This window comes from Streptomyces pseudoechinosporeus (assembly GCF_054783935.1).
Genome location: NZ_BAAGPS010000005.1, coordinates 182,548 through 207,370, shown reverse-complemented (window position 1 = coordinate 207,370; position 24,823 = coordinate 182,548). Strand labels below are relative to the sequence as shown.

Below are 24,823 nucleotides of genomic sequence, written 5' to 3'. Positions count from 1 at the left end.
AGGGGCATTGGTTCGTCCGGGGCGACCCTTGTAGCAGCCGATTGTTGCCTCTCGAACATCAGCTCCCTACGGGATAGCCTCCGCGCATGGCGAATGGGCAGTGGTACCCACCGGAGTGGCCGGACCGTATCCGAGCGCTCGCGGAGGGCAGGCTCACACCGGTCACCCCCAAGCGGGCGGCCACCGTCATGCTGCTCAAGGACACCGACGGCACTCCCGCCGTACATATGCTGCGCAGACGCGCCTCCATGGCCTTCGCCGGAGGCGCGTACGCGTATCCCGGGGGCGGTGTGGACCCCAGGGACGACGAGCGGCAGATCCGCTGGACGGGTCCCACGCGCGCGTGGTGGGCGTCCCGGCTCGGCGTCGACGAGACCTCCGCCCAGGCGATCGTCTGCGCGGCGGTGCGCGAGACGTACGAGGAGGCGGGCGTGCTGCTGGCCGGCCCCACTCCGGACAGCGTGGTCGGCGACACCATGGGCGACGACTGGGAGGCGGACCGTGAGGCCCTGGTCGCCCGGGACGTCTCGTTCGCCGAGTTCCTGGAGCGCAGGGGGCTTGTGCTGCGATCCGATCTCCTGGGGGCGTGGACGCGCTGGATCACCCCGGAGTTCGAGCCGCGCCGCTACGACACGTGGTTCTTCGTGGCCGCCCTCCCGGAGGGCCAGCGCACCCGCAACGCGTCCACGGAGGCCGACAGCACCGTCTGGATCCGCCCGGGGGAGGCGGCGGACGCGTACGACAAGGGCGACCTCCTGATGATGCCGCCCACCATCGCGACCCTGCGTCAGCTCCGCTCGTACGCCACTGCCGCCGAGGCCCTCGCCGCCGCACCCGGGCGCGACCTGGCCCCCGTCCTGGCCAAGGCCCGCCTGGAAGACGGCGAGCTGGTGCTCTCCTGGCCGGGACACGACGAGTTCACCAAGCACATCCCGACCGGTGGAGCCCCCGCATGACGGACGCAGCAGCCCTTCCCGGCCAGCCACGGGGCGGGGTTCTCGACGGCCCCGCCACTGAGCGTGCGATCAACGTCCTCGCCCCGAACGCGTCCCCGATGACGCTCGACGGGACGAACACGTGGATCCTCGCCGAGCCGGACTCCGAGCTCGCGGTGGTGATCGACCCGGGGCCCCTGGACGACGTACACCTGCGCCATGTCGTCGATACGGCGGAGAAGGCGGGCAAGCGGGTCGCGCTGACCCTGCTGACGCACGGGCACCCCGACCATGCCGAGGGCGCCACGCGGTTCGCGGAGCTGACCGGCACGAAGGTCCGGGCGCTCGACCCCGCGCTGCGGCTCGGCGACGAGGGCCTCGCGGCCGGCGACGTGATCAGGACGGGCGGCCTGGAGCTGCGCGTCGTACCGACCCCCGGTCACACCGCCGACTCGCTCTGCTTCCATCTGCCTGCCGACCGCGCCGTCCTGACCGGCGACACGATCCTGGGCCGAGGCACGACGGTTGTCGCCCACCCCGACGGCCGCCTCGGCGACTACCTGGACTCCCTGCGACGACTGAGGTCCCTGACGGTCGACGACGGCGTACACACGGTGCTGCCGGGCCACGGCCCCGTCCTGGACGACGCCCAGGGCGCAGTCGAGTACTACCTCGCCCACCGCGCCCACCGCCTGGCCCAGGTCGAAACAGCGGTCGAGAACGGCTACCGCACTCCGAGCGAGGTAGTGGCGCACGTATACGCCGACGTGGACCGCTCGCTTTGGCCGGCGGCGGAGCTGTCGGTGCGGGCGCAGGTGGACTATCTGCGGGAGCACGGGCTTATCTAGGCCCGCCTCCAGGTCTTTCAGGGGCGCGGGGCTGTATCGATTTGCGGCTCCGCCGCGTGGGCGCGCCCAGCCACAACGCACCCGCAGCCGCGACACGCCTGTCACCCCCTACCCCCTGGCGGGGGCCCGGGGCGCAGCCCCAGGGAGGGGACGGGTAGGGGCGGCGGGGGCGAGAACCATCCCGGGACGCCCCCCGGCGGGCGACAACAAGGGGCCCCGCCCTCCAAAGGCGGGACCCCATTAACGTACGGCCAAGACCCAGCGTCAGCGCGACCGCTTCGCCAGCCGCTCCACATCCAGCAGAATCACCGCACGTGCCTCCAGCCGGAGCCACCCACGGCCGGCGAAGTCGGCGAGCGCCTTGTTGACCGTCTCACGGGAGGCGCCGACCAGCTGGGCCAGCTCCTCCTGGGTCAGGTCGTGCACGACATGGATGCCCTCCTCGGACTGCACGCCGAATCGGCGGGAGAGGTCCAGGAGCGCGCGGGCCACGCGGCCCGGCACGTCCGAGAAGACCAGGTCGGACATCTGGTCGTTCGTCTTGCGCAGGCGCCGGGCGACGGCGCGCAGCAGGGCGGCGGCCACCTCGGGGCGCGCGTTCAGCCACGGCTGGAGGTCGCCGTGGCCCAGGCCCAGCAGCTTGACCTCGGTCAGCGCGCTGGCGGTCGCCGTGCGCGGGCCCGGGTCGAACAGCGACAGCTCGCCGATGAGCTCGCCGGGACCGAGGACGGCGAGCATGTTCTCGCGGCCGTCGGGGGACGTGCGGTGGAGCTTGACCTTGCCCTCGGTGACCACGTACAGGCGGTCACCCGGGTCACCCTCGTGGAAGAGCGCGTCGCCGCGCGCGAGGGTCACCTCACTCATGGAGGCGCGGAGCTCCGCGGCCTGCTCGTCATCGAGCGCCGCGAAGAGCGGGGCGCGCCGCAGAACGTCGTCCACGAGTTCTCTCCTTGTCGACCTGCTCAGGGGATCTTGCTCCCCCGTGTATCAGGGGACGGTGCTCCCCATATTGCCGGACGGTCCAAACAGTGTGATCAGTCACAAGTCTGCCGCACGCACGTCCCGGGCAGTGCGGCAGGGGGCCAATTGAGGGCCGATCCCGGAGGGGCGGGGCGGATGTCGGTGGTGGGCTTTAGGCTGGCCGGGTGTCCAAATCGCCGGTGAGAGCACAGGTCAAGGGGGCTGGACGGGTGGCTGCACGTCGCGATTCCGCTGTGGGCGAACAGAGCCCCGACGGAACGAATAAAACGGCAAAGGTGACAAATCCGGCACCGGTCGAAGGGGCGTCGGGGGTCGCAAAGAGGACGACGGCTACCACGAAGAAAGCGACCACTTCTACGAAGAAGGCCGCGCCCGCCAAGAACGCTGCCCGGACGGCGACCAAGGCCCCCGCCAAGAAGGCCGCCCCCACGAAGACCACCACCAAGCCTCCCCGGAACGAGTCCCGTGCCGCCCTCGTCCGCCGCGCCCGCCGTATCAACCGCGAGCTCGCCGAGATCTACCCGTACGCCCACCCGGAGCTGGACTTCGAGAACCCCTTCCAGCTCGTGATCGCCACCGTGCTGTCGGCCCAGACGACCGACCTGCGGGTGAACCAGACGACTCCGGCGCTCTTCGCCAAGTACCCCACCCCGGAGGACCTGGCCGCGGCCAACCCCGAGGAGGTCGAGGAGATCCTCAGGCCGACGGGCTTCTTCCGGGCCAAGACCAAGTCGGTGATAGGGCTCTCCAAGGTCCTGCGGGACGACTTCGGGGGCGAGGTCCCCGGACGTCTGGAGGACCTCGTCAAGCTCCCCGGCGTGGGCCGGAAGACCGCCTTCGTGGTGCTCGGCAACGCCTTCGGGCGGCCCGGAATCACCGTGGACACCCACTTCCAGAGGCTCGTACGCCGCTGGCAGTGGACCGACGAGAAGGAGCCGGACAAGATCGAGGCGGCCGTCGGCGCGCTCTTCCCCAAGAGCGACTGGACGGACCTCTCCCACCACGTGATCTGGCACGGCCGCCGTATCTGCCACGCCCGCAAACCCGCCTGCGGCGCCTGCCCCATCGCCCCGCTCTGCCCGGCGTACGGAGAGGGCGAGACGGACCCGGAGAAGGCCAGGAAGCTCCTCAAGTACGAGAAGGGCGGCTTCCCGGGCCAGCGCCTCAAGCCCCCGCAGGCATACCTGGACGCGGGCGGCCTCCCCGCGCCGCCGCTGGGGGCGCCCGTGCCGAGCGCGTCTTGAGCGGATGCGGGATGACGGAACGATCAGGCGGGCCAAGGGCGTTGAGATCAGCAGAACGGGGGTGTCGATGACGCACGCGAGCGATATGCACAACGGCCGACTGGGCTTGAGCAAGGACGGCCTGCCCGGCTGGCTGGACCCGGTGGTGCACGCCGTGGAGACGGTGGAGCCGCTCCAGCTGAGCCGCTTCCTGCCGCCGGCGAACGGCGCGGGCCGCCAGTCCGCCGTACTGATCCTGTTCGGCGAGGGGGAGCGCGGCCCCGAGCTGCTGCTCATGGAGCGAGCCCATTCGCTCAGATCGCATGCGGGGCAGCCGTCGTTCCCCGGTGGCGCCCTCGACCCCGAGGACGGCGACCCGAAGGCCGACGGGCTGCTGCGGGCCGCTCTCCGCGAGGCCGAGGAGGAGACCGGGCTCGACCCGCGCGGCGTCCAGCTCTTCGGCGTGCTGCCCGCGCTCTACATCCCGGTGAGCGGCTTCGTGGTCACCCCGGTGCTGGGCTGGTGGCGCGAACGTACGCCGGTGGGTGTCGTCGATCCGAACGAGACGGCCCGGGTGTTCACGGTCCCCGTGGCGGATCTCACGGACCCGGCCAACCGGGCCACGGCCATCCACCCGCGCGGCCACGCAGGCCCGGCATTCCTGGTCGAATCGGCCCTGGTCTGGGGCTTCACGGCCGGCGTCATCGACCGGCTCCTGCACTACTCGGGCTGGGAACGACCTTGGGACCGGGAGAAGCAGGTCCCGCTCGACTGGCGCTCATGACAGGGTGGCGTGCGTGAACGTGCTGGACATCCTGCTGCTGGTCGCCGCCGTGTGGTTTGCGATCGTGGGCTATCGCCAGGGGTTCGTCGTCGGCATCCTGTCGGTGATCGGCTTCCTGGGCGGCGGTCTCGTCGCCGTCTATCTGCTGCCCGTCATCTGGGACGCCCTGACCGAGGACGCCGAGGTGGGCACCGCCGCCGCCGTTGTCGCGGTGGTCGTCGTGATCGTCTGTGCCTCCGTCGGCCAGGCCCTCACCACTCACCTCGGCAACAAGCTGCGCCGGTACATCACCTGGTCCCCGGCCCGCGCCCTGGACGCCACGGGCGGCGCCCTCGTCAACGTGGTGGCGATGCTGCTGGTCGCCTGGCTGATCGGTTCGATGCTGGCCCAGACGACGGCGATGCCTACGGTCGGCAAGGAGGTCCGTAACTCCAAGGTGCTGCTGGGCGTGTCGGAGGTCCTGCCCAACCAGGCCGACACCTGGTTCACCGACTTCTCCTCGGTCCTCGCGCAGAACGGCTTCCCGCAGGTCTTCAGCCCGTTCTCGGACGAGCCCATCAAGGAAGTGGAGGCCCCCGACCCGGCCCTGGCCAACAGCGCGGTCGCCGTCCGCGCCCAGCGTTCCATCGTCAAGGTCACCGGCACCGCCGAGAGCTGCGGCAAGGTCCTCGAAGGCACCGGCTTCGTCTTCGGCCAGCGCCGCGTGATGACGAACGCGCACGTGGTGGGTGGCGTCGACGAGCCGTACGTCCAGATAGGCGGCGAGGGCAAGCGGTACGCCGGGAAGGTGGTGCTCTACGACTGGGAGCGCGACATCGCCGTACTCGACGTGCCCGATCTGCGCGCCCCCGCCCTTCAGTTCACGTCCCAGGACGCCGCGAGCGGCGAGAGCGCGATCGTCGCGGGCTTCCCGGAGAACGGCTCGTACACCGTCAACGCGGCGCGCGTACGCGGCCGGATCACGGCCAACGGCCCGGACATCTACCACCGGGGCACCGTGCGCCGCGACGTCTACTCGCTCTACGCGACCGTGCGCCAGGGCAACTCAGGTGGGCCGCTGCTCACCCCGGACGGCAAGGTGTACGGAGTGGTCTTCGCGAAGTCCCTCGACGACCCGGAGACGGGGTACGCGCTCACCGCGGACGAGGTCCAGGAGGACATCGCCCAGGGCCGCACCGCCAACCAGGAGGTGGACAGCGACAGCTGCGCCCTGTGACCGAGCGTTTTGGGGGCGGCTTCAGCCGCGGGGGTGGCGCAGGCGCGCCGAGACCCAGCGGGCCCGGCGCCTCAGAATGCGCGGGATGCCCAGCCGGGGGTCCGTGCCCTGCATCTGCGGGGCGCCCCTCTGGTGGGAGCTCAGGCCACCGGCCGAGCGGCGATTGCGTGCTGCGTCACTGTAGTCGTGCGTCCAGCCCATACCCCGACGTCTGCCCCTGCCCCAAGGTCGATAACCGCCCCCATGGCCCCCAATTGGCCTATGCGCGAGGCATTGGCAGTTCGTAGGACAAGTGTTCCCGTGAGGGCCTCAGGTGGTCCGTCTCGAGGGTGCCCGTGTGGGCCTCAGGTGGCCCGGCTCGAGCGTTCTGTGCGGGCCTCAGCGATCCGGCTCGGGGTCCTTGAGCCAGTTGATGAGTTCGGTGGAGAACGCCACCGGGTCCTCCTCGTGCGGAAAGTGCCCCAGACCGTCGAACAGCCGCCAGCGGTACGGCGCTTCGACGTACTCCCCGGAGCCCGCCGCGCTGCGCGTCCGCATCACCGGATCGAGTGAGCCGTGCAGATGCAGCGTCGGTACCCGCACCGGTCGCTTCATCCGACGGTTGAACTGGATGCCGTCCGGCCGCGCCAGCGAGCGCACCATCCAGCGGTACGGCTCGACCGAGCAGTGCGCCGTCGACGGGATGCGCATCGCCTGCTGGTACATCTCCACGGCCTCGTCGTCCGGCAGCCGCGGCCCGGACCAGTCCCGTACGAGACGGCCCACCAGGGCGCCCTCATCGGCGACGAGTTGGCGCTCCGGGATCCAGGGCCGCTGAAAGCCCCAGATGTACGAGCCCGCCCTGGTCTGCTTCATGTCCGAGAGCATCGCCGAGCGCCAGCGCCGGGGATGCGGCATCGAGGCCACCGCGAGCCGGCGCACCAGCTTGGGGCGCATCACGGCCGCCGTCCACGCCAGATAGCCGCCGAGGTCATGCCCGACCAGGGCCGCGTCGGGCTCGCCGAGGGAACGTACGACCCCGGTGATGTCCAGCGCGAGGTTCGCCGGGTCGTAGCCGCGCGGCGTACGGTCGCTGCCGCCGACGCCCCGCAGGTCCATCGCGACCGCGCGGAAGCCCGCGTCGGCGAGCGCGACCAGCTGATGCCGCCAGGTCCACCAGAACTGCGGGAAGCCATGCAGCAGCAGGACCAGTGGCCCGTCGCCCATCTCGGCGATGTGGAAACGCGCGCCGTTGGCGGCGACATCCCGGTGACGCACCTCTTTCCCGCCGGGCACGTCGAGCCGTACGACCGAGGTGGAGAGCGCCGAGGGTGATTGCCCCGCAGGGATGGAGGAGCCCGTCATGAGGACGAGCGTGCCACAGCCTTGACGCCCTCACCGACCGGTTCGGCCCGCGGGTGCGGCTTCGCGTTCTGCAGGACGGACGCGGTCTCCTTGACCGAGGCCGCGGTCTTCTGCGGCCCCTTGCCCTGCTTGGCCTTCTTCGCGAAGACGACGCCGATCAGGGCGAGTACGCCCGCGACCAGCACGTTCGCGGCGAACGACAGCAGGAAGCAGACGGCGAGGTTCCAGTCGCTCCAGGTGCGGATCCCGTACGCCAGGGCGAAGCTCAGCATCGGCAGGGAGAAGATCAGCACCGCCCCGGCCGCCGCGAACGCGCCGCCACCCACCGCACCGCGCTTGACGTCGCGCTTGAGCTGGGCCTTCGCCAGCGCGATCTCGTCGTGCACCAGTGCGGACATCTCGGTCGTCGCCGAGGCGAACAGCTGGCCGATGCTGCGTTCGGCGCCGACCGGGCTGCCGTCGGGTGCGCTCATCGCGTACTCCCTGTTCTCTTGGGACGTTCATTTGGGCCCTGGGGCTCTTCGGCTCCTGGGCGTTTTGCGTGCGTGTCAGATCATGCCGGACCGTCGTTCTCCTCGCTTGCCCCGGCCATCACTTCGGCAAGCCTCCGGTGCTCGGCGGCCTTCCGCTCGTAGATTCCGGCCATCCGCAGGTGGTACTCCGGGTTGTCCTGCTCGTAGATGTCGGGGATGCCGTCGAGGTCCTCGTCCAGCTCCTCGGCCTCGCAGAGCTTGCGGTACTTGGCGTTCCGTATCTTCAGCAGCGTCCCCGCCAGGACGGCCGCGATCAGCGAGCCCGTCAGGACCGCGGCCTTGACCTCGTCGGTGAGTACCTCGTCGCCCTCGAAGGCGAGCTCGCCGATGAGCAGCGAGACGGTGAAGCCGATGCCCGCGAGGGAGGCCACCGCGAAGACGTCCGGCCAGGCCAGTTCCTCGGAGAGCTCCGCCCGGGTGAAGCGGGCCGTCAGCCACGTACCGCCGAAGATGCCGACCGCCTTGCCGACGACCAGCCCGAGCACGACACCCAGCGTCTCCGGCCGCGTGAACACCTCTCCGATCGCGTCGCCCGACACCGCGACCCCCGCGCTGAACAGGGCGAACAGCGGCACGGCGAGGCCCGCCGACAAGGGACGCACGAGATGCTCGATGTGCTCGCCGGGGGAGTGCGCCTCGTTTTCCTGCGTGGTGCAGCGGAGCATCAGACCCATGGCGACACCGGCGATGGTGGCGTGGATGCCGCTGTTGTACATCAGCCCCCAGATGACCAGGGCGAGCGGGACGTACACGTACCAGCCGCGTACGCCCTTCCTGAGCAGCAGCCAGAAGACGGCGAGGCCTACGACGGCGCCGCCGAGGGCCGCGAAGTCCAGGTCGTCGGTGAAGAAGACCGCGATGATCAGGATCGCGAAGAGGTCGTCGACTACCGCGAGGGTGAGCAGGAAGGCGCGCAGGGCGCTCGGCAGGGACGTACCGATGACGGCGAGGACGGCGAGCGCGAAGGCGATGTCGGTCGCGGTCGGCACGGCCCAGCCGGCGAGCGAGCCTCCGCCGGTGGCGCTGACCAGCGTGTAGACGAGCGCGGGCACGGCCATGCCGCAGAGCGCGGCGACGACCGGAAGCGCGGCGGCCCTGGGGTCCCTGAGATCACCGGCGACCAGCTCGCGCTTGAGCTCGATACCGGCGACGAAGAAGAAGACCGCGAGCAGTCCGTCGGCGGCCCAGTGCCCGATCGAGAGGTCAAGGCCGAGCGAGGCGGGCCCGAGGTGGAAGTCACGGACCGACTCGTAACTCTCCTTCAGGCCGCTGTTCGCCCAGATCAGCGCGGCGATCGCGGCGAGGAGCAGGAGCACGCCGCCGACGGTTTCGGTGCGCAGGGCGTCCGCGACGAAGTTCCGCTCGGGGAGCGAGAGCCGTCCGAGGACTTTGCGGTCTTTGCTGGCGGTGGGAGCGGGTGCGGGCGCGGGCACGTGAGTCGACCTCCGGTCGGGTAGGCAGGGCAAAGCACATGCCGACCAGACTTCCCGGCGCACCTCAGGCTTCTTATCGCGTTGTTGACGCTTTCCTTAGCCTACCTAAGATGCGATCGGACTTATCCGGCGATCTTCACGGTACGGAAGAAAACGGTGATGAAGAAAAAGGCACCCGGCGCGCTGCCGGGTGCCCTTCTCGTCGTACGCAGGGCTGTCAGTCCTCGCTGGCCGCCGACGGGAGCTTCGTCTGGATCAGGTCCATCACCGTGGAGTCGGTGAGCGTGGTGACATCACCGAGCTCGCGGTTCTCGGCGACGTCGCGCAGCAGACGGCGCATGATCTTGCCGGAGCGTGTCTTGGGCAGCTCGGCCACCGGAAGGATCCGCTTCGGCTTCGCGATCGGGCCGAGGGCCTTGCTGACATGGCTGCGCAGCTCGCCCACCAGGTCCGCGGTCTCCGCCGCCGAGCCCCGCAGGATCACGAAGGCCACGATCGCCTGGCCGGTGGTCTCGTCCGCCGCGCCCACGACCGCCGCCTCGGCGACGGAGGGGTGCGAGACCAGCGCCGACTCGACCTCGGTGGTGGAGATGTTGTGCCCGGACACGAGCATCACGTCATCGACCCGGCCGAGCAGCCAGATGTCGCCGTCCTCGTCCTTCTTGGCGCCGTCACCGGCGAAGTACCTGCCCTCGAACCGCGACCAGTACGTGTCGAGGAAGCGCTGGTCATCGCCCCAGATAGTGCGCAGCATGGACGGCCACGGCTCGGTGAGGACGAGATAGCCGCCACCTCCGTCCGGCACTTCGTTCGCCTCGTCGTCGACGACCGTCGCGGAGATGCCGGGCAGCGCGCGCTGCGCGGAGCCGGGCTTGGCCTCCGTCACGCCCGGCAGCGGCGAGATCATCATCGAGCCGGTCTCGGTCTGCCACCAGGTGTCCACGACCGGGCACTTGTCGGCGCCGATGTGCTTGCGGTACCAGATCCACGCCTCGGGGTTGATCGGCTCGCCCACCGACCCCAGTACGCGAAGGCTGGACAGGTCGAACTTCGCGGGGATGTCGTCGCCCCACTTCATGAACATGCGGATCACGGTGGGCGCGGTGTAGAGGATCGTCACGCCGTACTTCTGGATGATCTCCCAGAAGCGGCCCTGGTGCGGGGTGTCCGGCGTGCCCTCGTACATCACCTGCGTCGCGCCGTTCGCGAGCGGCCCGTACGTGATGTACGAGTGGCCCGTCACCCAGCCGATGTCGGCCGTGCACCAGTAGACGTCGGTCTCCGGCTTGAGGTCGAAGACGGCGTGGTGGGTGTACGCGGCCTGGGTGAGGTAGCCGCCGGAGGTGTGCAGGATGCCCTTCGGCTTACCCGTCGTCCCCGAGGTGTAGAGGATGAACAGCGGCTGCTCGGCGTCGAACGCCTCGGGCGTGTGCTCCGCGGACTGCTTCTGCGTGATCTCGTGCCACCAGATGTCGCGGCCCTCGGTCCAGGCGACCTCCTGGCCCGTACGGCGCACCACGAGCACCTTGTCGACCCCGTCGACCCGCGCGACTGCCTCGTCGACGGCGGGCTTGAGCGCGGAGGGCTTGCCGCGGCGGTAGCCGCCGTCCGCGGTGATGACCAGCTTCGCGCTGGCGTCCTCGATACGGGTGGCGATGGCGTCGGCCGAGAAGCCGCCGAAGACGACCGAGTGCGCGGCGCCGATGCGGGCGCAGGCCAGCATCGCGACGACGGCCTCGGGAATCATCGGCAGGTAGATGGCGACCCGGTCGCCCTTCTCAACTCCGATCTCCGTAAGGGCGTTGGCGGCCCGGGAGACCTCGTCCTTCAACTCGGCGTAGGTGATGGCCTTGCTGTCGCCGGGCTCGCCCTCGAAGTGGATCGCGACACGGTCGCCGTGTCCGGCCTCCACGTGGCGGTCGACGCAGTTGTACGCGACGTTCAGCTTTCCGTCCGCGAACCATTTGGCGAAGGGCGGATTCGACCAGTCCAGCGTCTCGGTCGGCTCGGTGGCCCAGGTCAGCCGGCGCGCCTGCTCGGCCCAGAAACCGAGCCGGTCAGCCTTGGCCTGCTCGTACGCCTCCGCAGTGACGTTGGCGTTCGCGGCCAGGTCGGCGGGCGGCGCGAACCTGCGCTCCTCACGAAGCAGGTTGGCCAGGCTTTCGTTGCTCACGACATCTCCCTTTCCCAGGGTGTCCGTTGTGTCCCAGGCCAGCTCATCAGACGCGGACCCCTGGTGACAAGGGCCGTCGCCGAAATTGGTTTAGACCTGTTGGGGCGGTGGTGGTGGCTCCGCGTACGGGGGCCACACGTTCTCACGGACGGGGGAGGCGTGCGGTTCAGGCTCGCAGGTGGGGAGAGCCTGGCCGGGGTGGGGTGTTTGCGGGCGGTTAAGGGCTGTTTGCGGGGTGGGTTGAGGCCCCGACTTCGTACAGCTCTCTCGCCCCTACCCGGTCGAACACCATGCCGCTGGGCTCGGTCTCGGACCGGTCGCCGGGCGCCTGCGGATCGTCCGGTGTCCGCTGGTTGTCGGGCGACTCCTGGCTTTCGGGCGGGTCCGTGAGTAGATACGCCTGGGCCTCGCCCACGTGGAAGTACATCCCGTGCAGTTCGAGCGCGCCCTCCCGCAGAGCTCGTGCCACGGACTCGTGCGCCCGCAGATGCTCCAGCTGCTGCACCACGTTGGTCAGACAGAGCTGTTCGATGGCGTCGGCGGGCGCCCGTCCGGCGATCCGCGCCCCTGGCCGGTCCTTCGCGGCCACCTGCTCCAGACTCGGCAGCCCGTGCCGCAGCCACCGCTTCAACGGCGTCCGGGCGCCGGTGGGTTCGCTGTGCAGCAACGCCTGCATCGCCCCGCATCCGGAGTGCCCGCACACGGTGATGGATCTCACCTGCAGCACCTCCACGGCGTACTCGATCGCGGCCGCCACCGAGTCGTCCCCGCTCTCCTCACCGGGCGGCGGCACGAGATTGCCGACATTGCGTACGACGAAGAGGTCGCCGGGGCCGCTGGAGGTGATCATCGATGTGACCAGCCGGGAGTCGGCGCAGGTCAGGAAGAGCTGCGAGGGCCGCTGCCCCTCCTGCGCCAGCCGGGCCAGCTCACCGCGCACCAGGGGAGCGGTGTTGCGCTGGAACGCGCTGATGCCGCTGGCCAGTTCGCCGGCACCCCCGTCCGGCGGCGCGGTCCGCGACGGCTGCTCGCACTGGTGGTTGCGCCAGGGCGTCCAGGGCCGGCAGTGGCAGTGGGCGGCGCCCGCGGGCTCGGTGATCCGGGCGCCTGACCGCCCGGTCAGTTCCACGGATCCGCCCTGCGCGGTGTGCGAGCTCTGCCAGTCGTGCAGCGACTCGTACGCCGCGTGGTCCATGAACGAGCCGTCCAACTCCACGACGGCATCGGCCTCTTGGGGCACCAGATGCAGCGTGCGGCTGAGCCGCGGCACGGCGAGAAACGTCAACTGCCCGCGTACGCGCACATGGTGGACGCCGTTCTGGTCCTCCTCGTGGGTGATGCGCGTACGGGTCAGCCGATGCAGCGCGACCGCCACCGCCACGGCGACGCCGATCCCGACGCCTTCGAGGACGCCGAAGAACACCACGCCCATCGTCGTGGCCGCGTACACCGGGACCTCTTGGTGGCGGGTGACGGTGCGGATGTGGGTGAGCGACACCATCTGTACGCCGACGGCCGCCACCAGCGCGGCGAGCGCGGCCAGTGGGATCAGGTCCAGTACGGGCACCAGCAGCAGGGCGGCGACCACGATCCACAGGCCGTGCAGCATCGTGGAGTTGCGGCTCACGGCACCCGTCCGGACGTTGGCCGCGCTGCGCACCGCGACGCCCGTGACGGGCAGTCCGCCCAGCGCCCCGGAGACGATGTTCGCCGCGCCCTGGCCGCGCAGCTCCCGGTCGAGGTCCGCGCGCGGGATGCGCGGCCCCTGCTTGCGGGCGGCGGCCAGCTTGTCCACGGCCACCGCGGAGAGCAGCGACTCCACGCTGCCGACCAGCGCGATAGTCAGCACGGCCGCGGCAATGCCCAGTGCGGGCCCTTGGGGCAGCCCGGCGAGGGAGTGGCTGCTCCAGGAGGGCAGGTCGACCCGGTCCAGACGCAGCTCGGCGACCGCTGCCACGGCTGTGGCAGCCGCGACCGCGGCGAGCGCCGCCGGCACCACACGGACCACTCGCCCTGTCCGCCCGGGAATGCGCGGCCACAGCAGCAGTACGGCCAGCGTCAGGGCGCTCGTCGACAGCGCCGCCAGATGCGGCTCGGCCAACTGGGCGGGCAGCTCGCGGACGTTGTCGACGACGGAGCTGTGCGGTGAGCCGCCGAGCACGATGTGCAACTGGGCGACAGCGATGGTGATGCCGATACCGGCCAGCATGCCGTGCACGATCGCGGGGCTCACGGCGAGCGCCGAGCGCGCCACCCGCAGGAAGCCCAGGCCGAGTTGGGCGAGCCCGGCGAGCACGGTGATGGCGCAGGTCGTACGCCAGCCGTACTGCTGGATGAGGTCGGCGGTGACCACCGTGAGCCCGGCGGCAGGCCCGCTCACCTGAAGTGGCGCGCCGCCGAGCCGGCCGACCAGGAGTCCGCCCGCGGCGGCGGCGACGAGGCCCGCCTGCAACGGCGCCCCGGTCGCCAGGGCGATGCCGAGGGACAGCGGCAGCGCGATCAGGAAGACGGCGATCGAGGCGGACAGGTCGGCGGCCGCGATCCGGGGACCGCGGCGGCGGGGCGAGGGCGGGCTGTGCGGCCGCCTGTCGTCGGGCAGATGCGAAGAGTCGTCGGTTTGGGTGGGGGTGCAGGCAGACATGTCGTTCCCGTCTCCTTCGGGGCTACGCGGTTGCTAGGGGTGCGGTCGTGGGTCACGGCGTTGCAGCGGCGGAATTTATCAACTCTCGGTAAATAGATGGTAACGGAGAGTAAATGATCAGTGGGGAAAACTGGCATAAATGGGCTAGTGAATCACCCTGGCGAGTTAATGAGTGCATTCATCGGCTTGTCGCGCTAGTTCCTTCGGATCTCCGTGCGACCTTGGCGGCGCTGTCGGTGTTCGCCCGGGTTTTCCCGGATCTGAAGGAAGTAGGTGGGCGGATGATGGGCGCCACCCAGAGAATCGCCATGGGCGTCACGGTCACCGCGGTCTGCGCGGTGGCGCTCGCGGGTTGTGCGACCGGCGACGCCGGCGCGAAGAAGACGGCGGGCACCCCGGTGCCCAAGAGGGCCGAGGCAGGCGCCCCGGTGCCCAAGAGCGCGGTCCGTCTGATCGGCGACGGCTCCACCGCCTTCACCGGCGCGCAGCCGCAGCTGCCTCGCCCAGAGCGGCTGAGGCCCGGTCAGAAACCGCCGCAGTTCGTGGTGTTCTCGTGGGACGGCGCGGGCGAGGAGAGCCAGAAGCTGTTCTCCCACTTCCGCGAGGTGGCCCGGGACAACAAGGCGACGATGACGTACTTCCTCAGCGGCGTGTACCTGCTGCCCGACGAGAAACGCGACCTCTATCGTCCCCCACGGCGCTCACCCGGCCGCTCCGACATCGGCTTCAATGACGAGCGGGGCGTGAGGGACACGGTGGAGCAGCTGCGCGGCGCCTGGCTCGAGGGCAACGAGATCGGCACCCACTTCAACGGCCACTTCTGCGGCAGCGGCGGCGTCGGCGAGTGGTCGGCCGAGGACTGGAAGAGCGAGATCGCCCAGGCCAAGTCGTTCGTGAAGTCCTGGAAGACCAACACAGGCACAAGGCAGACCTCCCCGCTGCCCTTCGACTACGACAAGGAACTGATCGGCGCCCGCACGCCATGCCTGGAGGGCCGCGAGAACTTCCTGCTCGCGGCCCGCGATCTGGGCTTCCGCTACGACACCAGCGGCGTCAACGACCAGGTCTGGCCCAAGAAGAAGCAGGGCCTGTGGGACCTGTCGATGCAGCTTGTCCCCTTCCCGGGACGCGACTTCGAGACGCTCGCCATGGACTACAACTTCATGGTCAACCAGTCGGGCACCACGTCCCGGGGCAACCGGGCCAAGCGCGAGTACTGGGGCGACCAAATGCGTGACGGCCTGCTCAGGGGCTTCGACCGCGCCTACCACGGCAACCGCGCGCCCCTGATCATCGGCAACCACTTCGAGTCCTGGAACGGCGGCACCTATATGCGCGCCGTCGAGGAGACCATCGAGCGCGTCTGCACCCGGCCTGAGGTGCGCTGCGTCTCCTTCCGACAACTCGCCGACTGGCTCGACGCCCAGGACCCGCAGACACTGGCCAAGCTCCGCACGCTCAAGGTCGGCCAGGCCCCGACGCAGGGCTGGACGCCGTTCCTCTCCGCCCGGCCCGCTCCGGCCTTGAAGGGCGTCCCGGGCGTCCCGGGCGCCCCGGCGGCCAAGCCGTAGCGCCCGGGACGCCGGTGCGAACCGTCACGCCGTGGCGGCCTCGGCCTCACGCAGTACGAAGGCGGGGTCGATCTGGGCGGCCAGGTCGGCACCCGTCCGCTCGTTGCCCCAGGACTGCGCGTTCTTCAGGTGAAAGTGCACCATCTGGCGCGTGTAGTGCTCCCAGTCGCGCAGTTCGTACGTGGCGTCCGCGGCAGCCTGGAGTGCCTGCAAGGCGCGGCGGTTGGCGTCCTCCAGGTGCTCGAAGCGGGGCGGGCGGCCCTTCTCCATGGCGCGCACCCAGTCCGAGTGCCCGACCGTCACCAGGAGGTCGTCACCGACTTCGGCGCGGAGGAAGTCGATGTCGTCCTGGCCCTGCACCTTGTTGCCGACGACCTTCAGGGTGACGCCGAAGTCGCGCGCGTACTCCTTGTACTGGCGATAGACGGAGACCCCCTTCCGGGTCGGCTCGGCGACGAGGAACGTGATGTCGAAGCGGGTGAACATGCCGGACGCGAAGGAGTCCGAGCCCGCCGTCATGTCGACGACGACGTACTCGCTCTGGCCGTCGACGAGATGGTTCAGGCAGAGCTCCACTGCACCGGTCTTGGAGTGGTAGCAGGCCACTCCCAAATCGGCCTCGGTGAACGGGCCGGTGACCATCAAACGGACGGCGCCGCCGTCGAGTTCCACGGCTCGCGCACAGGCGTCGTACACCGGATTGTTCTCGACCACCCGCAGCAGCCGGGAGCCCTCGCCGGGCGGTGTCGTCTTGATCATCGTCTCGGTGGAGGCGATACGCGGGTTGGAGCCGCGCAGGTAGTCCTTGATCAGCGGAAGACGGTCGCCCATCGCGGGCAGTGCGGCGGCATCCGCCTCGTCGAGTCCGAGCGCGGGCCCGAGGTGCTGGTTGATGTCGGCGTCCACCGCGACGACCGGCGATCCCGTGGTCGCGAGGTGACGGATGAAGAGCGAGGACAGGGTGGTCTTGCCACTGCCGCCCTTCCCAACGAAAGCAATTTTCATGTTCAGTAAGCCTAGTGGTCGAACCACGTATGGTCGCCGCCAAACGTGAAGAAGACCACTCCATCGTGGGGATGGTCACAGTGGTGCGTAGGGTCGTACTCATGAGTACGACAGGTGCGAACGCCGACCCGCTCGCTGCCCTGGGCTCGCTGCCCGGCGTCGCCGAATCCGTGGAGTCCGTGCGCAAGGCCGTGGACCGGGTGTACGGGCACCGAATCATGCGGCGCCGCAGCAACGAGGTCACCTCCGAGGCCGCGCTGCGTGGCGCGCGCGGCTCCGCTGCGCTGTCCGGCGCCGACTGGGCCCTCGAAGAGGTGCGCCGGCGCACCGACTTCAGTGGTGACGACGAGGCCCGGGTGGTGGGCGCGGCCCTCCGGTTGACCGCCGAGGCGGGCCAACTCCTGTCCATCTGGCGGCAGTCGCCCCTTCGGGTACTGGCGCGGCTGCACCTGGTGGCGGCCGCGGACAAGGGGGAGGAGGTCGGGCGGCCACGTCAGGACGGCGAACCCGTCGACGAGCCTCTGATCGAAGTGCCGCTGCCCAACGCAGCCGAGGTCGAGGGCCGTCTCGACGGTCTCGCGCAGCTGATCATCGCGGGCAGCTCCGCCCCCGCCCTGGTGACCGCCGCCGTGGTGCACGGCGAACTCCTCGCCCTGCGCCCCTTCGTCTCCCACAACGGCTTGGTCGCGCGCGCGGCCGAACGCATCGTCCTGGTCGGCAGCGGCCTCGACCCGAAGTCCGTCTGCCCGGCCGAGGTCGGCCAGGCGGAACAGGGTCGCGCGGCCTATCTGGCAGCCTTCGAAGGCTACGTCTCTGGCACCCCGGAGGGCATGGCGACCTGGATCGCTCACTGTGGCAAGGCGGTTGAGCTGGGTGCGCGGGAGTCGACGGCGGTGTGCGAGGCGCTGCAGCGCGGGGCAGCGTGACATTCGGCCTCTTGGTGCAGGCCTTTGTGCTCCGGGCTCGGAAATGAGCCTCTTAGGAGGGCGAAAAACTCCCTGAACAGGGTTGCGGCGGTACGAGAGTTCGTACCGCCGCTGGCATGTTCACCGGGTTACCAAGCGTCCTCGAGATATTGCCCATCAGGTCGGAACTTTGCCCGTCTCCTGGTGCGGCTGGCCCGTAATCGACGGGTCGACGTCGCGTGGGTGCCCAGTGTTCATGCTCGGTCCGTGGGGCCTTGGTTGCGGTTAAAGGTGATCCTTTCGGATGTTCCTTGGTCTCGCGGGCCGTTAACTTCTTTGTACTCCTGGACCGGAGGAAGCGGAAGCCCTTGCTGCGCTTCTTTACTTTTGGGAGCAAAGAGGAGTGAATCGGTCACCCATGTCGTCACGGGCCGTTCAGCAGGCTCAGCCCACCACCGAACGGCGCCGGCTCGCGTACCAGACCAGGCCCGCGGTGGCCGCTGCCGCGCCTATCGCCGCGGCTGCGACCAGGGCCGGCCGAGGCGGCACGGACAGCCGCTGCTTGAGTCGCACTGGATGGTGGAAGTCGAGTATGGGCCACGCGCGCATGGTGGCCTCGCGGCGCAGCGCACGGTCGGGATTGACGGCGTGGGGACGGCCGACGGCTTCGAGCATCGGGATGTCGGTCGCCGAGTCGCTGTAGGCGTAGCAGCGCGAGAGGTCGTACCCCTCGGACGCGGCCAGCTCCTTGATCGCCTCGGCCTTCGTCGGACCGTACGCGTAGTACTCCACATCGCCCGTGAAGCAGCCGTCGTCGCCCACGACCATGCGGGTCGCCACCACACGGTCCGCGCCGAGCAGTTCACCGATCGGCTCGACGACCTCCGTTCCCGACGTGGAGACGATCACGACATCGCGGCCGGCGAGGTGGTGCTCCTCGATGAGAGACGCCGCCTCGTCGTAGATGATCGGGTCGATCAGGTCATGAAGCGTCTCGGCGACGATCTCCTTGACCTGCTGGACGTTCCAGCCGCGGCACAGCGCGGACAGGTACTCGCGCATCCGCTCCATCTGGTCGTGGTCGGCGCCGCCCGCGAGGAAGACAAACTGGGCATATGCGGTACGCAACACAGCCCGGCGGTTGATCAGTCCACCTTGGTAGAACGACTTGCTGAACGTGAGCGTGCTCGACTTCGCAATGACCGTCTTGTCCAGATCAAAGAAGGCCGCGGTGCGGGGCAGGGAGTGGTTTTCCACGAGCCTGAGCATAGGTGCCCACCATTCGGCGTAAGGTGAGGCCCGTGGGTTTGCCTGAGAGGGCTCTCGGGTACACCATGGAAGTCACGGATCGTTCGCGACCGTGCTAACCCGGTCCGGCTCCTCCCCCCCCGAGTCGGCCGTGGGGACGACCCCCGCTCTCCCCCCCGGCGGGGGTCGTCGCATGTCCGGGTGGGTTTTCTCCTTTCCTTCACTGAGCGCCGGGCCTGTTGTGCGGGCTTCGGCGTTTCTACGCGCGTACGCATGATCCGTCACTGTGTGTAGTCGCTGCGCTGCTCTGTGGAAGTCGTACAAGGGTCACCGGTTTGGGTGAACGCGATATTCACAACCATCGAGTTGTCCACAGTTATCGAGCAAGATCCACACGATTTCCGGGATCGCTGCACCGTGATTCCAGCGCGTGCTGCCGGGTGCGAGTTCATGGCCGGTTCGGTTTGTCCGGCGGCTATGGCCGGTTCGTATCGGCGGTTCATATGGAGGACCGGTTGCCGGTTCTTGTGCGCGGGCGGGATTCGCGGGGCCGCGGGGGCTTCGCGAGGAAGCAGCGAAGGGGGATGGAGATCGTGGCGGGAGCCATCACATACGACCGGCCGTCGGCCGCCGAGGGGCGGCAGGGCGGGCCGTTGATCGTCACGGAGGACGTGGAGCTGCTGGACGACCTGCTGCGGCTGTGCGCCGCGGCGGGCGCCAGGCCCGAGGTCCACCACGGGGTGCCGGAGCGCGGAGGCGGCTGGGAGACGGCGCCCTTGGTGCTGGTCGGCGATGATGCCGCGCGGCGGGTGCGCGGGGCCGTGCGCAGGCGCGGAGTGGTGCTGGTAGGGCGGGATCAGGACGATTCGGGGGTGTGGCGGCGGGCTGTGGAGATCGGCGCCGACCATGTTCTGCTACTGCCCGATGGCGAACAATGGCTGGTCGACCGGATCGCCGACGTGGCTGAAGGAGTCGGCCCGCCCGCGCTCACCGTCGGCGTGATCGGCGGCCGCGGCGGAGCCGGTTCCTCCACGCTCGCCTGCGCGCTCGCGGTCACCTCGGCGCGTGAGGGGCGGCGCACACTGCTCGTGGACGCGGATCCGCTGGGCGGCGGACTCGACGTACTCCTCGGCGGCGAGACGGCCGAGGGCCTGCGCTGGCCTGCCTTCGCCGCCTCGCGCGGCCGGGTCGGCGGTGGCGCCCTGGAGGAGTCGCTGCCCGAGCTGCACGCGTTGCGGGTCCTCAGCTGGGATCGCGGCGACTCCGTCGTCATTGCCCCCGAGGCTGTGCGGGCGGTGCTGGCCGCGGCCCGACGGCGGGGCGGCACGGTGGTCGTGGACCTGCCGCGCCGGATCGACGAAGGGGGCGCGGAGGTTCTCGCCCAGCTGGACCTCGGGCTCCTCGTGGTCCCCGCCGAGCTGCGCGCCGTCGCGGCGGCAGGACGGGTGGCGTCCGTGATCGGCATGGTCCTGCGCGATCTACGGGTCGCGGTACGAGGGCCGTACGCACCCGGCCTGGACGACAAGGAGGTGGCCCGACTGCTCGGGCTGCCCCTGGCGGGCGAGGTCCCCGTGGAGGCGGGGCTGCCGGTGGCCCAGGAACGCGGGGCTCCGCCCGGAACAGACGCCCGAGGGCCGCTTGCCCGCTTCTGCTCGGCGTTCTGGGAGCGGGCCGCGGTTGCGGGAGGGGGCGTATGAGCGGGGGCACGCGCGTGCGTGCCGGAGGGCTCGGTGGACGTACGGGGGTGGGTTCGCCTGTGGATGCTGGGGCGTTGGGCGAGCGTGTGGGAGTGGGGCGGTCTGGGGTTGCGGGGCCGGCCGGTGGACGTACGGGCGTGGGTCGGCCCGGCGATGGGGAGCTGCTGGACGGGGTGCGGCAGTGGCTGGCCGAGAGTGGGGCAGAACCGACTCCGGCGCGCGTGGCGCAGGCCTTGCGGGACCAGGGGCGGGTGCTGGGGGACGCCGAAGTGCTCGGCGCCGCCGAGCGGTTGCGCTCCGAGTTGGTCGGGACCGGCCCGCTGGAGCCGCTGCTCGCCGATCCCTTGGTGACCGATGTGCTGGTCTCGGCACCCGACCGGGTGTGGGTGGACCGGGGCGGCGGCCTGGAACTGACGGCAGTCTTCTTTCCGGACGCGACGGCCGTACGACGGCTCGCGCAGCGCCTCGCGGCCGTGGCCGGGCGGCGGCTCGACGACGCGCACCCCTGGGTCGACGCGCGGCTTCCGGACGGCACGCGTCTGCATGCCGTGCTGCCACCGGTCGCGGTCGGCTCGACGTGCCTGTCGCTGCGGGTCGTACGTCCGCGGGCGTTCACACTCGACGAACTGGTGGCTGCGGGGACCGTACCCCCGGGCGGCGACCGAGTGCTGCGGGCACTGCTCGACGCCCGGCTGTCGTTCCTGATCAGCGGCGGTACGGGCAGCGGCAAGACGACGCTCCTGAGTGCCCTGCTGGGGCTGATCGGACCGGGTGAGCGGATCGTGCTCGCCGAGGACTCGGCGGAACTGCGACCCGACCACCCCCATGTCGTACGCCTCGAATCCCGACCCGCCAACCAGGAGGGCGCCGGACTCGTCACCCTTCAGGACCTGGTGCGCCAGGCCCTGCGGATGCGGCCGGACCGGTTGGTCGTCGGCGAGGTGCGCGGGCCCGAAGTCGTCCATCTGCTGGCCGCGCTGAACACCGGCCACGAGGGCGGATGCGGAACTGTCCACGCGAACGCCGCAGCGGGGGTGCCCGCCCGCTTGGAGGCGCTGGGCACGGCGGCGGGGCTCGACCGGGCCGCCCTGCACAGCCAGGTGGCGGCCGCCCTTTCGGTGGTGCTCCATCTCGTACGCGACCGGGCCGGGCGGCGGCGGATCGCCGAAGTTCATGTGCTGGAGCGGGACCCGGCGGGGCTGGTGGTGACGATGCCGGCACTGCGCTGGGGCACGGAGGCCTTCGCGTACGAGCGGGGGTGGGAGCGGCTGCGAGGGCTGCTCGGTGAGAGGAGTGAGGGCTTGTGACGGGGGTCGGTGAGGTGTCGGTGGGCGCGGCGATGGTGTGTGCCGGGGCGGCGGCCTGGCTGATGAGTGGCCAAGGGCCAGGAGCTCGGCGGGCGCAACTGCTGTGTGCGGATGGCGGGTTGGCGGGGGCCGGACCGCCGACGTGGGAGCGAAGGGCGCGGGAGCGGGTCGCGCCGGCTGTGGAGTGGCTACGGCGGCTGCATCGGCTTCGGGGCGAGTGGTGGTCGCTGGTCGCCGGAGCGGTGATCGCCCTGCTGGGGGCGTCCGTGGTGCCGCTCGTCGTGGGCGCGCTCGGGGTGCCGCTGGTGAGGCGGGCTCGGCGGGCCGGTCAGGCGCGGCGTACGCGGGAGCGGTGGGCTGATGCGGTAATCGCGTTGTGCGGGGCGCTCGCGGGTGAGGTGCGCGCCGGGCGGCAGCCGGGTGAGGCGCTGCTGCGGGCCGCTCGTGACTCGGGCGGGCTCGGCGATGCGCAGGCGGTGGTGCTGGCGGCGGCGCGGTTCGGCGGGGACGTGCCCGGCGCGCTCACCGATGCGGCACGGCGGCCGGGCGCCGAGGGACTGCTGGGCCTCGCCGCGTGCTGGCGGGTCGCCGTGGACCGGGGTGCCGGACTCGCGGCCGGGCTCGACCGGCTGGAGGCGGCGTTGCGTGCGGAGCGGGATCAACGGGCCGATTTGCGCGCCCAGTTGGCGGGGGCGCGGTCGACGGCGGTGCTGCTCGCGGGCTTGCCCCTGCTGGGCCTGCTCCTCGGCACCGCGCTCGGCGCCGATCCGCTGCACGTCGTGCTGCACACCGGCGCGGGCCTCGGCTGTCTGCTGGTCGGCGGGGCGCTGGAGGGCGTCGGGCTGTGGTGGGCGCTGCGGATCGTACGGAAGGCGGAGGCGGGATGAGTACGGAGGTTGTCCACAGGCTGGGGGTGGCCCTGTGCCTGATGGCGGGGCTGTGGTCGCTGGTGTGGGCCCTGGGGGCGGCGCGGCGGGAGCGGAGGGTGCGCAGACGGCTGGGAGCGGTGCTGGTCGTGGCACCGACGCCCACCGGACGACGCTTCGACGTTCGGGCCCCGATGCGGAAGTGGCTGCCGGTGGTGGGCGCCGTCAGCGCCTGCTGGGTGTTCGTCGGCGGCGTTCCCGGGATCGCCGTGGGGCTCGTGGCCGGGTTCGGGGTGAGGCGGTGGCAGCGAAGGCCTACGCCGGCGGAGGAGTCCGACTCGGGACTGGCCGAGCGGCAACTGCCGCTTGCCGCCGATCTGTTGGCGGCCTGCATCGTGGCTGGCGCCAGTCCCGTGGCGGCGGCTCAGGCCGTGGGAGAGGCGCTGGAAGGGCCCGTGGGAGAACGGCTCGCACGGGGCGCGGCCGAGGTGCGGCTCGGCGGTGAACCGGCCGAGGCGTGGCGGGGGTTGGCCGCGCTGCCCGGCGCCCGGGCACTGGCCCGGCTGCTGGAGCGGGCGGGTGAGTCGGGCGTACCGGCGGCGAGTCCCGTCGGGCGGCTCGCCGCGGAGGCCCGCGCGGAGTGGGGACGTACCGCCACCACTCGTGCGCGGCGGGCGGCCGTCATGGTCACCGCGCCGGTGGGGCTGTGCTTCCTGCCCGCGTTCATCGCGATCGGGGTGCTGCCTGTGGTGATCGGGCTGGCGGGCGGGGTGTTGGGAGGTGGTGGATGACGAGCGAGACGTGATGAAGGGCGAGCGATGAACGGAACGGGTCCAGCGGGGCTGGACGAAGTGAATGAGTCGAACTCGTGGAACGAGTCGACAGAGCGGATCTACACGGGGGTTCGAATGAGCAAGGCAATGCGGGTACGAGTGCGGGCCGGCAAGGTGCAGGCGCTGATGGGCAGGACGTGGGAGATGCCGACGGCCTGGGTGGTGCGGAGGGCTTCGGCGGCGCGGAGGGATGCCGGAATGGTGACTTCCGAGTACGCGATGGGGCTGATTGCGGCGGTGGGCTTCGCCGCGCTGCTCTACGAGGTGCTGACCAGCGGGCAGGTCAAGGGAGCTCTGCAGGACATCGTGGAGCGAGCGCTCAATGGCCAGTTCTGAGGAGCGGGCGGCCCGTCCGGTACGGGGCCGGGGCCTGGGCCTGCGTATGGGCGGGGACCAAGGGTTCGTGACGGCGGAGGCGGCCATGGTGCTGCCCGTGCTGGTCGCGTTCACGCTGGCACTGGTCTGGGCCCTGATGGCCGTGTCCGCGCAGATCCAGTGCGTGGACGCGGCCCGGGCGGGGGCACGTGCGGCGGCCCGCCAGGACCCACCGGGCACGGTGACGACGGTGGCCCTGCAGACGGCGCCGAGCGGGGCACAGGTCACGGTTCGGCGCGAGGGCGACCTGGTGCGCGTGCGGGTCACGGCGAAGCCGCCGGGCCCCGACGCGCTGGCCCTCGACCTGGAGCACGAGGCCGTGGCCCTGGCCGAGGAGACGGTGGGGGCGGGCGGATGACGAGGGGAAGCGAGGGATGGTGGGTTTCGCGTAGGAGAGCGTTCGCTTCGGACCGGGGCTCGGCGACCGTCTCGGCGGTGGGCGTGATCGCGGTGCTGTGCGTCTTCTTCAGCGTCATCCTCGCGATGAGTCAAGCGGTGATGACCCGTCACCATGCGGGCGGCGCCGCCGACTTGGCGGCGCTCGCGGCGGCGGACCACTGGATGGAGGGCGGTACGGCGGCCTGCGCCCGGGCGGACCGGGTGGCGCGGGCCCAAGGCACCCGCATCGTGCGGTGTGCCGTCTACGGCGAGATCTCGGACGTCAGGGTCGCGGCGGGACGAGGGCCATTCACCGCGGAGGTTAGGTCTCGGGCAGGACCGGCGGGGCCGGTGCCTCCGGCGGGGCCCGAGGGGGTGATAGCGCCGCCTCACCCCGCGGGCGAAGCCGCCGAGCCCGCAGCGGGGGTGCACTGATAGAGGCAGATGGGGGTGAATCGGTAGAGGGGGCTGGCTCGGAGCCGGTGGAGGGTCGGCCTTGCACGGAGGCTGGGAGGAGTCGTCCTCGC

General features: G+C 70.7%; 23 protein-coding genes. 14 read left to right on the top strand and 9 right to left on the bottom strand.

Annotated features, from left to right (window positions below; all coding sequences use genetic code 11):
• The first annotated feature begins 86 nt into the window (after positions 1-86).
• Positions 87-956, top strand: coding sequence for an NUDIX hydrolase (locus ACYVO6_RS07560; RefSeq protein ID WP_461058561.1), 870 nt, complete (start codon positions 87-89; stop codon positions 954-956).
• A complete protein-coding gene (locus ACYVO6_RS07555; RefSeq protein ID WP_461058559.1) occupies positions 953-1,783 on the top strand; it encodes an MBL fold metallo-hydrolase in 831 nt (276 codons plus the stop codon). Before ACYVO6_RS07560 ends, ACYVO6_RS07555 begins: the two co-directional genes overlap by 4 nt.
• Positions 1,784-2,047: 264 nt before the next feature.
• Here ACYVO6_RS07555 and ACYVO6_RS07550 read toward each other — a convergent pair whose 3' ends face one another.
• Positions 2,048-2,722, bottom strand: coding sequence for a Crp/Fnr family transcriptional regulator (locus ACYVO6_RS07550; RefSeq protein WP_016642758.1), 675 nt, complete (start codon positions 2,720-2,722; stop codon positions 2,048-2,050).
• Positions 2,723-3,039: 317 nt separating this feature from the next.
• Between ACYVO6_RS07550 and nth the strand changes: the two genes are divergently transcribed.
• The 3 genes from nth (at position 3,040) to ACYVO6_RS07535 (ending at position 5,987) form a co-directional block, all read left to right on the top strand.
• The gene (nth, locus tag ACYVO6_RS07545; RefSeq protein ID WP_461058557.1) at positions 3,040-4,008 is read left to right on the top strand and encodes an endonuclease III; all 969 of its coding nucleotides are present in this window, start codon (positions 3,040-3,042) and stop codon (positions 4,006-4,008) included.
• 67 nt (positions 4,009-4,075) lie between these two features.
• Positions 4,076-4,771, top strand: a complete 696-nt coding sequence (locus ACYVO6_RS07540; RefSeq protein ID WP_461058555.1) for an NUDIX hydrolase — start codon at positions 4,076-4,078, stop codon at positions 4,769-4,771.
• A gap of 13 nt (positions 4,772-4,784) precedes the next feature.
• A complete protein-coding gene (locus ACYVO6_RS07535) occupies positions 4,785-5,987 on the top strand; it encodes a MarP family serine protease (protein WP_461058553.1) in 1,203 nt (400 codons plus the stop codon).
• Between the two features lie 21 nt (positions 5,988-6,008).
• Here the strand turns inward: ACYVO6_RS07535 and ACYVO6_RS07530 are convergent, their stop codons facing one another.
• From ACYVO6_RS07530 to ACYVO6_RS07505, 6 genes are all read right to left on the bottom strand, one after another.
• Positions 6,009-6,188: a hypothetical protein gene (locus tag ACYVO6_RS07530; RefSeq protein ID WP_078491910.1), complete on the bottom strand. Its 180-nt coding sequence runs from the start codon at positions 6,186-6,188 to the stop codon at positions 6,009-6,011.
• A gap of 177 nt (positions 6,189-6,365) precedes the next feature.
• On the bottom strand, positions 6,366-7,331 hold the full coding sequence (locus tag ACYVO6_RS07525) for an alpha/beta fold hydrolase (RefSeq protein WP_461058551.1): 966 nt from the start codon (positions 7,329-7,331) through the stop codon (positions 6,366-6,368).
• Positions 7,328-7,804: a phage holin family protein gene (locus ACYVO6_RS07520; protein WP_461058549.1), complete on the bottom strand. Its 477-nt coding sequence runs from the start codon at positions 7,802-7,804 to the stop codon at positions 7,328-7,330. Before ACYVO6_RS07520 ends, ACYVO6_RS07525 begins: the two co-directional genes overlap by 4 nt.
• 80 nt (positions 7,805-7,884) lie before the next feature.
• A complete protein-coding gene (gene nhaA, locus ACYVO6_RS07515; RefSeq protein ID WP_461058547.1) occupies positions 7,885-9,297 on the bottom strand; it encodes a Na+/H+ antiporter NhaA in 1,413 nt (470 codons plus the stop codon).
• Between the two features lie 217 nt (positions 9,298-9,514).
• The gene (acs, locus tag ACYVO6_RS07510) at positions 9,515-11,512 is read right to left on the bottom strand and encodes an acetate--CoA ligase (protein WP_461059324.1); all 1,998 of its coding nucleotides are present in this window, start codon (positions 11,510-11,512) and stop codon (positions 9,515-9,517) included.
• A gap of 175 nt (positions 11,513-11,687) precedes the next feature.
• Positions 11,688-14,111, bottom strand: coding sequence for a bifunctional SulP family inorganic anion transporter/carbonic anhydrase (locus tag ACYVO6_RS07505; RefSeq protein ID WP_461058545.1), 2,424 nt, complete (start codon positions 14,109-14,111; stop codon positions 11,688-11,690).
• A 284-nt stretch (positions 14,112-14,395) separates the two neighbouring features.
• Here ACYVO6_RS07505 and ACYVO6_RS07500 point away from each other — a divergent pair, with 284 nt between their 5' ends.
• The gene (locus tag ACYVO6_RS07500; RefSeq protein WP_461059322.1) at positions 14,396-15,682 is read left to right on the top strand and encodes a polysaccharide deacetylase family protein; all 1,287 of its coding nucleotides are present in this window, start codon (positions 14,396-14,398) and stop codon (positions 15,680-15,682) included.
• Positions 15,683-15,706: 24 nt separating this feature from the next.
• On the opposite strand, the gene ACYVO6_RS07495 is transcribed toward ACYVO6_RS07500, so the two are convergent.
• Positions 15,707-16,687 (bottom strand): ATP-binding protein, encoded by a 981-nt coding sequence (locus ACYVO6_RS07495; RefSeq protein WP_461058543.1) that lies wholly within the window; start codon positions 16,685-16,687, stop codon positions 15,707-15,709.
• Positions 16,688-16,788: 101 nt separating this feature from the next.
• Here ACYVO6_RS07495 and ACYVO6_RS07490 point away from each other — a divergent pair, with 101 nt between their 5' ends.
• Positions 16,789-17,613: a Fic family protein gene (locus ACYVO6_RS07490; RefSeq protein ID WP_461058541.1), complete on the top strand. Its 825-nt coding sequence runs from the start codon at positions 16,789-16,791 to the stop codon at positions 17,611-17,613.
• Positions 17,614-18,036: 423 nt separating this feature from the next.
• Here ACYVO6_RS07490 and ACYVO6_RS07485 read toward each other — a convergent pair whose 3' ends face one another.
• Positions 18,037-18,861, bottom strand: coding sequence for an HAD family hydrolase (locus ACYVO6_RS07485; protein ID WP_461058539.1), 825 nt, complete (start codon positions 18,859-18,861; stop codon positions 18,037-18,039).
• Positions 18,862-19,433: 572 nt separating this feature from the next.
• Between ACYVO6_RS07485 and ssd the strand changes: the two genes are divergently transcribed.
• The 7 genes from ssd (at position 19,434) to ACYVO6_RS07450 (ending at position 24,731) form a co-directional block, all read left to right on the top strand.
• Entirely contained in the window at positions 19,434-20,537 is a 1,104-nt protein-coding gene (gene ssd / locus ACYVO6_RS07480) for a septum site-determining protein Ssd (protein ID WP_461058537.1), read from the top strand.
• A complete protein-coding gene (locus tag ACYVO6_RS07475; RefSeq protein WP_461058536.1) occupies positions 20,534-21,844 on the top strand; it encodes a TadA family conjugal transfer-associated ATPase in 1,311 nt (436 codons plus the stop codon). Before ssd ends, ACYVO6_RS07475 begins: the two co-directional genes overlap by 4 nt.
• Positions 21,845-21,876: 32 nt before the next feature.
• Entirely contained in the window at positions 21,877-22,731 is an 855-nt protein-coding gene (locus tag ACYVO6_RS07470) for a type II secretion system F family protein (protein WP_461059320.1), read from the top strand.
• Positions 22,728-23,501 carry a type II secretion system F family protein gene (locus ACYVO6_RS07465; RefSeq protein WP_461058534.1) on the top strand — a complete coding sequence of 258 codons (774 nt, stop codon included), beginning with the start codon at positions 22,728-22,730 and terminating at the stop codon, positions 23,499-23,501. The genes ACYVO6_RS07470 and ACYVO6_RS07465 overlap by 4 nt, the downstream gene beginning before the upstream one ends.
• A 117-nt stretch (positions 23,502-23,618) precedes the next feature.
• Complete coding sequence (locus ACYVO6_RS07460) at positions 23,619-23,879, top strand: DUF4244 domain-containing protein (protein ID WP_461058532.1); 261 nt, start codon at positions 23,619-23,621, stop codon at positions 23,877-23,879.
• The gene (locus tag ACYVO6_RS07455) at positions 23,866-24,276 is read left to right on the top strand and encodes a TadE family type IV pilus minor pilin (RefSeq protein WP_461058530.1); all 411 of its coding nucleotides are present in this window, start codon (positions 23,866-23,868) and stop codon (positions 24,274-24,276) included. The genes ACYVO6_RS07460 and ACYVO6_RS07455 overlap by 14 nt, the downstream gene beginning before the upstream one ends.
• Positions 24,273-24,731: an Rv3654c family TadE-like protein gene (locus ACYVO6_RS07450; RefSeq protein ID WP_461058528.1), complete on the top strand. Its 459-nt coding sequence runs from the start codon at positions 24,273-24,275 to the stop codon at positions 24,729-24,731. The genes ACYVO6_RS07455 and ACYVO6_RS07450 overlap by 4 nt, the downstream gene beginning before the upstream one ends.
• Positions 24,732-24,823 lie beyond the last annotated feature (92 nt).